The 11,075-nt window shown below is 67.2% G+C and carries 11 protein-coding genes, 1 tRNA gene and 1 pseudogene; 11 read left to right on the top strand and 2 right to left on the bottom strand.

Annotated features, from left to right (window positions below; all coding sequences use genetic code 11):
- Positions 1 to 545: pseudogene (locus tag CFN17_RS17450) on the bottom strand (pyruvate dehydrogenase (acetyl-transferring), homodimeric type); the annotation flags it as partial.
- A 449-nt stretch (positions 546 to 994) separates the two neighbouring features.
- Between CFN17_RS17450 and CFN17_RS17445 the strand changes: the two are divergent.
- The 9 genes from CFN17_RS17445 (at position 995) to CFN17_RS17405 (ending at position 8,271) form a co-directional block, all read left to right on the top strand.
- The gene (locus CFN17_RS17445) at positions 995 to 1,414 is read left to right on the top strand and encodes a DUF3052 domain-containing protein (protein WP_091256835.1); all 420 of its coding nucleotides are present in this window, start codon (positions 995 to 997) and stop codon (positions 1,412 to 1,414) included.
- A gap of 41 nt (positions 1,415 to 1,455) precedes the next feature.
- Positions 1,456 to 1,938, top strand: coding sequence for a peroxiredoxin (locus tag CFN17_RS17440; RefSeq protein ID WP_261792484.1), 483 nt, complete (start codon positions 1,456 to 1,458; stop codon positions 1,936 to 1,938).
- Positions 1,939 to 1,969: 31 nt separating this feature from the next.
- Complete coding sequence (locus CFN17_RS17435) at positions 1,970 to 2,875, top strand: NAD-dependent protein deacetylase (protein ID WP_395925495.1); 906 nt, start codon at positions 1,970 to 1,972, stop codon at positions 2,873 to 2,875.
- A 126-nt stretch (positions 2,876 to 3,001) separates the two neighbouring features.
- Positions 3,002 to 3,077: transfer RNA gene (locus tag CFN17_RS17430), tRNA-Val, on the top strand.
- A gap of 108 nt (positions 3,078 to 3,185) precedes the next feature.
- On the top strand, positions 3,186 to 4,490 hold the full coding sequence (locus CFN17_RS17425; protein ID WP_208748970.1) for a glycosyltransferase: 1,305 nt from the start codon (positions 3,186 to 3,188) through the stop codon (positions 4,488 to 4,490).
- Between the two features lie 60 nt (positions 4,491 to 4,550).
- Positions 4,551 to 4,829 (top strand): hypothetical protein, encoded by a 279-nt coding sequence (locus CFN17_RS17420; RefSeq protein WP_261792255.1) that lies wholly within the window; start codon positions 4,551 to 4,553, stop codon positions 4,827 to 4,829.
- Between the two features lie 210 nt (positions 4,830 to 5,039).
- On the top strand, positions 5,040 to 5,870 hold the full coding sequence (locus CFN17_RS17415; protein ID WP_208748968.1) for a fumarylacetoacetate hydrolase family protein: 831 nt from the start codon (positions 5,040 to 5,042) through the stop codon (positions 5,868 to 5,870).
- 107 nt (positions 5,871 to 5,977) lie between these two features.
- Positions 5,978 to 6,775 (top strand): IclR family transcriptional regulator, encoded by a 798-nt coding sequence (locus tag CFN17_RS17410; RefSeq protein WP_208748967.1) that lies wholly within the window; start codon positions 5,978 to 5,980, stop codon positions 6,773 to 6,775.
- A 146-nt stretch (positions 6,776 to 6,921) separates the two neighbouring features.
- Complete coding sequence (locus tag CFN17_RS17405; RefSeq protein WP_208748966.1) at positions 6,922 to 8,271, top strand: MFS transporter; 1,350 nt, start codon at positions 6,922 to 6,924, stop codon at positions 8,269 to 8,271.
- Positions 8,272 to 8,467: 196 nt separating this feature from the next.
- Here CFN17_RS17405 and CFN17_RS17400 read toward each other — a convergent pair whose 3' ends face one another.
- Positions 8,468 to 9,532, bottom strand: a complete 1,065-nt coding sequence (locus tag CFN17_RS17400) for a D-2-hydroxyacid dehydrogenase (RefSeq protein WP_208748965.1) — start codon at positions 9,530 to 9,532, stop codon at positions 8,468 to 8,470.
- A 62-nt stretch (positions 9,533 to 9,594) separates the two neighbouring features.
- On the opposite strand from CFN17_RS17400, the gene CFN17_RS17395 reads away from it, so the two are divergent.
- Positions 9,595 to 10,512, top strand: coding sequence for an NAD(P)-dependent oxidoreductase (locus CFN17_RS17395; protein WP_208748964.1), 918 nt, complete (start codon positions 9,595 to 9,597; stop codon positions 10,510 to 10,512).
- Positions 10,513 to 10,525: 13 nt separating this feature from the next.
- The coding region (locus tag CFN17_RS17390) for an SDR family NAD(P)-dependent oxidoreductase (protein ID WP_208748963.1) at positions 10,526 to 11,075 on the top strand (550 nt) is incomplete at its 3' end.

Below are 11,075 nucleotides of genomic sequence, written 5' to 3'. Positions count from 1 at the left end.
GACTTCTCCTGCCGGAACCCGTCCAGGTCCTCCTCGGACAAACGGCCCTCCATGAACGCCCGGGCGTACATCCCGGGGGAGGCGTGGCCCTGGAAGAACACCTGGTCCCCGCCGGAGGGGTGGTCCTTGCCGCGGAAGAAGTGGTTGAACCCCACCTCGTACAAGGTCGCGGCCCCGGCATAGGTCGAGATGTGCCCGCCGACCCCGATGTCCGCCCGCTGCGCCCGGTGCACCATGACCGCCGCGTTCCACCGCAGCCACGCCCGGTACTTCCGCTCGATCTCCTCGTCCCCGGGGAACGGGGCCTCCTGGTCCACCGGGATCGTGTTCACATAATCGGTCGTGGTGACCATCGGAACACCCACGCTCTGCGCCCCGGCCCGCTGAAGCAGGCTGCGCATGATGTACTGGGCACGCTCCGTGCCCTGTTCCTGAATCAACGCGTCCAGGGACTCCAGCCACTCGGCGGTCTCTTCCGGATCACGATCAGGCAGCTGGTTAGTCAACCCGCTGAGGATATGGGAGGTATCTTCTCCTGCAGCCACGTCCAACCTCTCTTTGAGCGCATCTATCGGCACCCTCAGCTCCGGGCAGGGTAGCTGCCTGGCGTGAACGCGACGTGTGCGACATATCGGTTACATCAGCCCGGTCGTATGCGCCGGGCAAGGTCCAATCACGGCTACGCCCGCCTGTACCGGCGGGGCGGTTGCCCGTCCGGGCGTAGTCGTCATCAGCCACTCTAACCGTGCGGGCAGACGGATGCGTAGCCGCCGCCTGGAGCCCCCGACGTATTTCGCGGGCATACTGGTTGTGTGACGGGGCGCCGCCTGACGGCCGCCGGAACGACCTGTGTGACGCAGAATATGGCGGATCGCGGGGCCAACAGCTTGAAGCGAGGGCCCAAAGGGTGTTGGCTGGGAGTAATGGAAATCACTTGTCCATTGAGACATGAACATTGAGACATGAAGCAATTCACAAAACATAGGAGCAGCACGTGAGCGAGGCCGACGCCGCCACTTCGGTAAATGTGGCGGAGAAACTGGGTTTCAAAGACGGGGACCTGATTCAGGAATTCGGTTATGACGACGACGTCGACTTCGACTTGCGTGACGACATCGAAGATCTCACGGGCTCCGAGCTCCTTGACGAGGACGACCACGAGGTCGTCGACGCAGCCATCCTGTGGTGGCGTGCCGGTGACGGAGACCTCGTTGACACCCTGGTCGACTCGCTGACCACCCTCACCGAGGGCGGCGTGGTGTGGGTCCTGACGCCCAAGTCCGGACGGGTCGGCTACGTTTCGCCGGCAGACATCCAGGATGCCGCACCCACTGCGGGCCTGCATTACACCACCTCGGCCGGCGTCTCGAAGGACTGGAGCGCCACCCGGTTGGTCACGCGGAAGAACAAGTGACCCAAGCAATCCGGCACGACGCCGCTTTCCCGGCCGGCGAGGTGGTACCTGCGCCCGGCGACGTTCCCGGCGTCGGCGAGCCCGCACCCGACTTCGAGCTCGTCAACCAGTTCGGCGAACCGGTGCGCCTGTCCGACTTCCGTGGCCGCAACGTGGCGGTTGTCTTCTATCCCTTCGCATTCTCCGGCATCTGCACCGGGGAACTGTGTGAAATCCGGGACAACCTGGCGCTCTTTGAAGATGCTGACGCCGCGGTGCTGGCCGTGTCGGTGGACAGCAAGTTCGCCCAGCGCGCCTACGCCGAAAAGGAAGGCTACGACTTCGATCTTTTGGCCGATTTCTGGCCGCACGGCGCCGTGGCCTCGGCCTACGGCGTCTTCGACGCGGACAGCGGCATGGCGCTGCGCGGCACATTCATCATCGACGCGGCAGGAATTGTCCGTTACGTCGTGGTGAATCCGCGCGGACAGGCCAGGGATTTTGCCGCATACCGGTCCGCCCTCGCGGGGCTGGGCAGGAACTGAACCGGTGAGGCAGCGGCGGCCGGGGATCGGGATGACTGGTTTTGCCAGCCTCCCGCCGGTCACCGCGGCCGGGACGCCCGCGGACGTACAGCGCAGCGAGCTTGAGGCGCTGCAGGATATCCACCGTGTCCTGGCAGGCGCGCGGTTCGCCGTGCTGACCGGCGCCGGCCTGAGCACCGATTCCGGCATCCCGGACTACCGCGGGCCCGGAGCCGCCCCGCGGGCCCCCATGACCTACCAGGAATTCATCGGCGCGGCGGAAAACCGGCAGCGGTACTGGGCACGCAATCATATCGGCTGGTCGCACCTGCGCCGGGCAGACCCCAACGCGGGCCACGCCGCGGTGGCCCGGCTGGAACGCCGCGGGCTCCTGACCGGCCTCATCACCCAGAACGTGGACCGGCTGCACGAAGACGCCGGCAGCCTCAACGTGGTGGACCTGCACGGCAGGTTCGACCAGGTGGTGTGCCTGGACTGCCACCGGCGGTTCAGCCGCCAGCTCCTCGCCGGGGTCCTGGACGAACTCAACCCGGGTTTCCTGGAACGTGCCCGCGCCGCCGGGGCCGTTGAGATGGCGCCCGATGCCGACGCCACGGTCGAGGACTCGAAGCTGATCGAGTCCTTCATCGTGGCCCGCTGCCCCGCCTGCAGCGGCACGCTGAAGCCGGACTTTGTCTACTTCGGCGAAAACGTGCCCAAGGACCGGGTTGAGCGCTCCTACGCCATGGTCGACGCCGCCGAAGCGCTGCTGGTTGCCGGCTCGTCCCTGACCGTGATGAGCGGGCTGCGTTTTGTCCGGCACGCCGCGAAGCAGGGCAAGGCCGTGGTCATCATCAACAGGGGAGCCACCCGCGGGGATGACCTGGCCACGATCAAGCTCGACGCCGGCGTCAGCGGCGCCCTGAGCTGGCTCGCCGCTGAACTGCCCGAACTCTGACCGCGCAAACTCTTAAGTGTTGCGCCGGCGGCGCCCGGTACGCTGCTTCGATTGGCGCGGGCCCCCCTCGTCCGGTACAGTAACTGTTCGTTGGTTGACGCGCTGAAGCGCGGAAACCGCCGTTTTGGGTCTTTAGCTCAGCTGGTAGAGCGCCACGTTTACACCGTGGATGTCATCGGTTCGATCCCGGTAGGACCCACCACGACAAACCCCGTTGCCAACGACCCCAGGGTCCTTGGCAGCGGGGTTTTCTTGTGCCACGCGGACGCCGGCTGGCGTGTCGTTCAGGCGCGGGGCCGGGTATTCTTAGGTGATTTGTTCACTCGTCACACCTTGGGGGATCTACGTGTTCTACGGCGTTACGCGGTACAGCCTTTTCTCGCCCGGCTCGCATTCATGGAAGACGTCGCGCGGCGGAGTCTTCGGAACCCCGGCGGACTACATGGGCTACCTGTTTTCGGAGAAGCGGCTCAACCTGCGCGCCGAGATGTTCTTCACCAAGTCCGTGCCGGCCCTCGCCGCAATGGCGGAGGACCATGACTACAAGCACTACGTCATGTACTCCGAGCATCTCCCGAAGCGCCACCAGGAACTGTTGTTCGCGGCCGCGGCCCAGTACCCGTTCCTGGTGCCGGTCGAGTGGAATGAAGTAGTCCGGGGGACCGGCATCGAAGAGGTGCTGCCGCTGATCGAGGAGGATCTTGCCGCCAAGTTCGACGCCGCTGACGGCGTGCAACCGGTGGTGTGGTTCCGCCTCGACGACGACGACGTGCTAGCCGCCGACTACCTGGCACGCCTTGAAACCTACCGGACCACGAACCACACGGGGATGGCAATCTCCTTCGGGCTCGGCCTGACGGCATACAAGGGTGAGCGCGAACTGATGAATCTTCGGGAGTTCTACCACCCGAAGTCCGCCCAGGGCATGGCGTTCGTGTCGGCCTTCGATCCCGGCAAGGGCCGGCTCGAGATCAAGACGCCGGGCCCGCACCACGGAGTGGACAAGGTGATGCCGACCATCCTGGAATCCACCGAGCACATGTTCTTCCAGGTCCGGCACAGCGACCAGGACTCGACGCTGAATGAGTCTCCGCACGAACGAGTGGCCGAGTCGCTGGCCCGGCTCGACAGGCTCCCTGGCGTACGGGCAGCGGACATTGCCGCCGACAAGTGGCCGACCCTGATCGATGACATCATCCGCGGCGAGCTGGTGCCGCACGAACTCTCCGCGCCGGGGGCCGAACCATTGCGCCTTACGGAAGAAACGGAGCTGACTTTCCCCCTGGACGCCGGGGTCGACGGCGGCCTGGTGGAGTTCGAGTTCGAGTTCGAATCAGCCAGCAGGCTCCGCGGCGGCTTCGCCATGGTGACCTATGACCTTCACGGGGCGGACGGCATTGACCCGGAGAAGCTCGGCCTCAGCAGGAGCAGCAGGTTTGGCCTGAGCCGTCAGGCGTGGTCCAAGAACGCCAGCGGCATCGTACGCCAGAGCGTCCTGCTTCCGGACGGCGTCAGCATCTCGGCCGTCACGCTGCGGGGAAAGAACGCCCAGCCGGCCGACGTCTTCATCCGGCTGCGCCAGCCCCGGGTCGTGGCGGTCCACGCCGCCGGCTGAGGACGGCGCCCCCCGACAATGTCCGGGGTCCGCCCTAGTGTGACGGGCATGGAGCACATAATGGTGAGAACATGCCCGGACGGGCGGCCCCTGGCCGTGGTCCGAGGGGGCAGGGAATGGCTGATCGGGGCCGAGCCGGTCCGCTGGTTCGAGCGGGTCAGCTGGTGGGAGGCCGAGCGCCGGATGCCAAAAGGCCTGAGCCGGGTGGATGTCGAGGTCTGGCAGGTTCAGGCACGGCTTGGCCGCAACCGCGGATCGGCACTGACCACGATGGAACTGATCCGGGACGGCCTTGGCGGCGGCTGGCGGCTGCGGGAGGCGGTAGCGGACGCCGCCTGACTGCGGCGGGCCAGTGGAAACGGCATTGGAAACGGCATTGGAAAAGCCTTCCACCGCGACTATTGGGGGATGCCGCGGTGGAAGGCTTGCAATGAATATACCGTGAACATTTGGAAATGTGAAACATGTCGGAAGTGTTTCGGCGTGCCTGAAATAGCCTATTCGATGGCCTAACCGCGGGCCCGGAAACGGGCCACCTAGGATGAGTCCATGACCGCCACGCACCCCCGCAGAATCGCCAGAGTCCGCCCCCTCCCCGCCGCTGCCGCGGACGAATTCTTCTTCGTCGCCAACGATGCACCGGACTTCGGCAGTGACGCAGGCAAAGTCTGGACGGTGACCGGTTCGCCCTTTCCCGGTTCCGCAGCCAACGCGGGCAGCCGGCACCGCAGCGGCTGGGAACCCGGCGCGAGCGTCGACCAGGCGTCCTTCACATTCCTGGCGCCGTGCGTTCCGGCCAATGTCCTGGGCATGGCGCACAACACCGGCCGCGCCGGCCGTGACCTCCCGCCGCAGGCCTTCCACAAGGCGGCCACCAGCGTGGTGGGCCCGGGCGACGCCATTGAACTCCGCGCCGGCATGGGCCGGGTTGAGCCGGAGGCGGAACTGACGGTCGTCGTCGGGAGCAGAGCCCGCGGGCTGACGCCGGACACTGCCGGCGCCGTGATCCTCGGTTACACGATCGGAAACGACGTCTCCGCCAGGGACCTGCAGGCCACCGACGAACTCTGGATCAGTGCCAAGAGCCAGGACACGTTCACCCCGGCGGGCCCCTGGATCGTCACTGATCTGGCGGCCGGCGATCTGCGGATCGGCATCAGGCACAACGGGGTGGAGCTCACGCCGGCCAGCTCCGCTGATCTCGGCTGGACGGTGGCGGAGATCCTTGCCTACCTGACCTCCTTCATGACGCTGCACCCCGGCGACCTCGTCCTGACGGGATTCCCGGCCCAGTCCGCCGCGATCCTTCCCGGAGACACCGTCAGCTGCCACATTGCCGGCATCGGCGAGCTGACGAATCCCGTGGCGGCCGGAGCCTGACAGCCCCACAGCCTGCCGCCAGACATTATGATGGTTGGTGTTCAGCTGACTGGACGGCATGCGAATGAGTGGCGTGGTGACCTGCGCGCAATACCTGAAGGAGAATCATGGCCGATTCCCGAGTTTCCCGAACTTCCGACGGCTTGGGGAGCGCATCGCCCGCGCCGGCAGTCACCCGCGCCGCGGCCGTGCTGGAAGCGCTGGCCGCGTCCGCGACCGGGCGCCTGACGCTCAGCGACCTGGCCCGGGAACTGGGGATCCCGAAGTCCTCGACGTCCAACCTCCTCCTCGCACTCGAGGAAGCCCGGCTGATCCACCGCCAGGGTGCCGAATTCACCCTCGGGCGCAAACTGGTGGAGCTCGGCGCGGCGTACCTCAGCCGCCTTGACGAGGTCCAGGAGTTCTACCGGTTCTGCGAACAGGCCCCGACGCTGTCCGGCGAGACAGTCCGCATCGCGATGCTGGACGGGACCAACGTCATCTACCTGGCCCGCTACGAAGGCCACCCGGCCGTCCGGCTGACGTCCAACATCGGCGACAAGATGCCGGTGTCCCTGTGCGCCGTCGGCAAGGCCCTCATTGCCCGGCTGCACGACCACGACATCGACGAAATGTTCCCCGACGACGCTGAACTTCCGGTCCTGACGCCCAAATCGCTGCGGACCGGCGCCGAGCTCAAAGCCCAGCTGGAAGTCATCCGGGAGCGCGGCTACGCGTTCGAGGACGAGGAGTCCACGACCGGCGTCGTGTGCCTGGCCGTGGCCGTGCCGACGCGCGGCGCCCACGGCCCCAGCCTCGGCCTTTCGGTCACCGCGCTGAAGGCGACCTACTCCGAGGAGCAGGGCGCCATGATGGTCAAGGAACTTCAGGACCTCGCCCGGTCCCTGGGCAATCCCATGGGCTAGCTACCCGGGGGACGGAATAAATCCGATTACTCATTGGCGAGTCGATCACCATGCTGTACGCTGTTCAGCATGGTGATCGACTCCTTGGGAGTTGCTCACACCCCACCAGGCCAACGGGGGTCTGGAGTGTTCTTGAGGGAGTGCTTGTGACAACTAGTACTAATACACAGCTCGCTGAAGCGGACGGCGCCGTCGTCGATCCGGAACAGCTGCGACGGGCAACGCTTGCCAGCTCTGTGGGCTCCGCACTGGAGTACTACGACTTTTACATCTACGGCCTGGCTTCGGCCCTGATTTTCGGTCCGCTGTTCTTCAAGCCGCTCGGTGACGACGGCGCGCTGATCGCCTCATTCGCGACCTACGGTGTGGGCTTCGCGGCACGGCCGTTCGGCGGCATGGTCTTTGGCCACATCGGGGACCGGTTCGGCCGGAAGATGGTCCTCATCCTCACCATCGGCCTGATGGGAACCGCCAGCTTTGCCATCGGACTGCTGCCGACCTACGAGCAGGCAGGCATGCTCGGCGCCGTGCTCCTGGTGACGCTGCGCATCCTCCAGGGACTGGGTGCCGGCGCCGAACAGGCCGGTGCCACCACGTTGATTTCCGAGGTTGCACCGCGCCGCCGTCGCGGTTTCTTCGCCTCGCTGCCGTTTGTGGGCATCCAGCTGGGCACCCTCCTGGGCGCCGGAACCTTCGCGCTCATCGCCATGGCGGACAAGTCCGTCCTGGAAGGCTGGCTGTGGCGCGTGCCCTTCCTGGCCAGCGTGCTCCTGGTTGTCGTGGCCATCTTCATCCGGCTGCGGCTGAAGGAAACGCCCGTGTTCCAGGAACTGGAGAAGCACAAGAATGTGGTCAAGAACCCGATCGGCCAGCTGTGGAAGCACTCGAAGAAGAACGTGCTGATCGGCATCGGCCTGCGGATGGGCGAGAACGGCAATTCCTCGATCTACTCCGCCCTGCTGATCGCGTTCCTGGCGGCCAAGGACGGCGTCTTCCCCGGTGACAAGTTCATCGGACCGGTGGGCCTGCTCATCGCCGCCGGGTTCGCCGCCGTCCTGGTGATCACGTTCGGTGCCCTGTCCGACCGCTTCGGCCGTGTGCCCGTCTACCGCTACGGCGCCCTGTTCCAGGCTGTCATCGCGCTGCCCGCCTTCTACCTCGTGACGCTGGGCAACGTCGCCCTCGTGTGGACCGTCATGGTGGTGGGCATCGCCCTCGGCGTCCAGTCCATGCTCGGCCCCCAGTGCCCGCTCCTGCCGGAGTTGTTCGGCTCGCAGTACCGCTTCACCGGAGTGGCCATGAGCCGTGAGCTCTCCGCCGTGCTGGCCGGCGGGCTGGTCCCGCTGGTGGGTGCCGCCCTGCTGGCGGCCATGGACCATTCCTGGCTGGTGCTGGCCGTCTACTCGCTCGTGTTGGCGCTGATCTCCTTCATCACCACGTTCTTCACGCCGGAAACGGCAGGGCGCGACCTCGTCCTGACGGAGGATGCGCGCTAAGCCGCACCCGCGCACCGCGTGGCCCGCAAGCCAAAGGCCGGGGCCCCTTCCGTGAGGGAGGGGCCCCGGCCTTTTGCGGTGCGCGTCGCATGGTGGGAGACGCGTCGCGGGGCGGGGGCCGCACGCCAACGCGAAGGGCGGCCCCGCACCTCGTGCAAGGTGTGGAGCCGCCCTGGCGCTGTTGTACGGGAAAGGCTTAGTAGAAGTGGACCGGATCCACGAGGTGGGGGAGGTCGCCGCCGTCGAGGTAGGTGCGCAGGTTGCTGCAGAAGCGCTCGGCGATCAGCCGGTTCTCGGCGGCGCTGAGGGCCGAGGTGTGCGGGGACACCATGACCCTGGGGTGGGTCCACAGCGGGCTGTCCTGCGGCAGCGGCTCCACGGCGAAGACATCGAGGCAGGCGTACGAGACCTGTCCGTTGCCGAGGGCTTCAAGCAGTGCGTCCTCGTCCACCACGGTGCCGCGGCCCACGTTGACGAAGACCGTGCCCGGCTTCATCGCGGCGAAGGCGCCGCGGCCGAAGAGCTTCTCCGTGTAGGGCGTGCCCGGCAGGGTGTTGACGACGGCGTCCGCCGAGGCCAGCAGGCCGGCCAGGCCCTCGTTGTCCGTGACTTCCTCGATGCCGTCGATCGGCTCCACGGTCCGCTTGGTCCCGCTGACGCGCATGCCCAGCGCCCGGGCGATCCGGGCCGTTTCGAGCCCGATCTCGCCCAGCCCGGTTACCACCAGGCGGGAGCCGTTGACCAGCCGGGTGGGGGTGCGCAGCTCGGGCCAGACCTTGGCCGCCTGGTCCTGCGCCAGTTCCGCGCTGCGCTTGAAGCCGTTCAGGATGCCGAGTGCGGCGAACTCGGCCAGCGGGAGGGCATGCACCCCGGCGGAGGTAGTGACTTTGAACTTCTGCAGCGTCGCGGTGTCCAGGCCGGAGGCCTTGACCGCGCCGCCGGCACCGGCGGCCATGGCGTGGATCCACTCCAGCCGCGGGTTGCTCCCGGCGATCCTGGCCAGGCCCGCCGGGTTCTCGTTGGGGAACCCGTACAGGACCTGGGCCTTGTTGAGCATGTCCCAGTAGCGCTCCTCCTGCTCGGGCGTCCGGCGGAACGCCGGATCCCCGGCGTGGTCTGCGGGAAAGCGTTCCGGCGGGAGGAGCTCGGGGTCGTAGAGGACAGTCACGGACGGGTCGACGGCGCGGATCCGGTCCACCAGCTCGACTTCGAGCGGGACGGCGATCGCGACGGTGGTTTTGGTCGTCATAGTGTTCATCATACTGAATGCAGGCTAGGATACTGAACAAATTTGTAGGATTAACCACGACGGAGTGAGGCATCATGGAGCTGGACCGCAGGGAAGCCGGGTTTGTCGGACTCGGGCTGATGGGGGCGCCGATGGCGGCGAACCTCCTGGGCGCCGGCTGGGCCGTCAGGGCCTGGAACCGGTCACCGCAGGCGCTGGACGACTTCGAAGCCCGCGGCGGCTCCCGCGCGGCCGCGGTGGACGAGCTCCGGGATATGCCGGTCATTATTTTCATGCTCCCGGACCTGTCCTACATCGAAGACGCAAGCGCCGGGCTCCTGGCCCGGTGGGCGTCCGAGCCGCCGGCGCCGGGAACCGTTGTGGTCATCATGAGCAGCGTCTCGCCGACGGCAGTCAAGGACTTCGGCGCACGGGTCGCGGCGGCCAGCGGCGGCAACGCCGTCGTCGTCGATGCTCCAGTCAGCGGCGGCACCCAAGGCGCGCAGGACGGGACGCTCGCCATCATGGCCGGCGCCGGCGAGGCCGAGTTCGTCCGGCTCCTGCCGCTCTTCGAGGCGATGGGCACCACCGTGCGGCGGCTGGGGCCGCTGGGGTCGGGCTCGCTGGCCAAAGCGTGCAACCAGCTCATCGTGGGAACCACGACGGCGGCGCTCGCCGAGGCCGCCGAGCTCGCCGAACGCTCCGGCATGGACGTCGCCGCCCTCTACGAGGTGCTGGCCGGCGGCCTGGCGGGAAGCCGGGTCCTGGACATCGTGGGGCCCCGGCTCGCCGCCAGGGACTACGAGCCCACCGGGCCGGCCAAATTCATGCACAAGGACCTGTCCTTCGTGCTCGAAAGCGCCGCGGCGGCCGGTGCGGCGGCCCCGATGGCCCGGGCCGGCGTCGGGCTCTATGCGGAGCTTAAGCGCCAGGGCCTGGGGGACCGGGACCTCGCCGTCGTGCGGCAAACAATCTCGAATCTCAGCGACAACACAACAGTTACGACCAATTGAGGATCAGCGAATTATGAGTGGACTTTTTGACTTGTCGGGCCGGGTGGCGTTGGTGACGGGGTCGAGCCGGGGGATCGGGAATGCGTTGGCGCGGGCCCTGGCGGATGCGGGGGCGACGGTGGTGCTGAACGGTGTGGATGCGGAGCGGTTGAAGGCTGCGGAGGCGTTGATGGCCGCGGATTACCCGCCGGGGCGGGTGCACGGGTGCGCGTTTGATGTCACGGACGCGTCCGAGGCGGCCCGGGGCGTGGCGTGGGTCGAGGAGCACGTGGGGCCGCTGGAGGTGCTGGTGAACAATGCCGGGATCCAGCACCGGGTGCCGATGCTGGAGCTGGATGTCGCGGACTGGGAGCGGGTGATCGCGACGGACCTGACGAGCGCGTTCCTGGTGGGCCGGGAAGCGGCCCGGCACATGATCGGGCGGGGGCACGGGAAGATCATCAATATTTGTTCGGTGCAGGCGGATCTGGCCCGGCCCACGATTGCCCCGTATGTGGCGGCGAAGGGCGGGCTGCGGAATTTGACGCGGGCGATGACGGCGGAGTGGGCGGGGTCCGGGCTGC

It is taken from the genome of Arthrobacter sp. PM3 (genome assembly GCF_003352915.1).
GTDB lineage: Bacteria > Actinomycetota > Actinomycetes > Actinomycetales > Micrococcaceae > Arthrobacter.
This window is presented reverse-complemented; position numbering and strand designations above follow the sequence as displayed.

Bases quoted from the DNA above. Each gene is read 5' to 3' on its own strand.
- CFN17_RS17410 (WP_208748967.1), top strand. From the start codon at position 5,978: ATGGCCGATTCCCGAGTTTCCCGAACTTCCGACGGCTTGGGGAGCGCA.
- CFN17_RS17400 (WP_208748965.1), bottom strand. From the start codon at position 9,532: ATGATGAACACTATGACGACCAAAACCACCGTCGCGATCGCCGTCCCG.
- CFN17_RS17435 (WP_395925495.1), top strand. From the start codon at position 1,970: ATGACTGGTTTTGCCAGCCTCCCGCCGGTCACCGCGGCCGGGACGCCC.
- CFN17_RS17415 (WP_208748968.1), top strand. From the start codon at position 5,040: ATGACCGCCACGCACCCCCGCAGAATCGCCAGAGTCCGCCCCCTCCCC.
- CFN17_RS17395 (WP_208748964.1), top strand. From the start codon at position 9,595: ATGGAGCTGGACCGCAGGGAAGCCGGGTTTGTCGGACTCGGGCTGATG.
- CFN17_RS17420 (WP_261792255.1), top strand. From the start codon at position 4,551: ATGGTGAGAACATGCCCGGACGGGCGGCCCCTGGCCGTGGTCCGAGGG.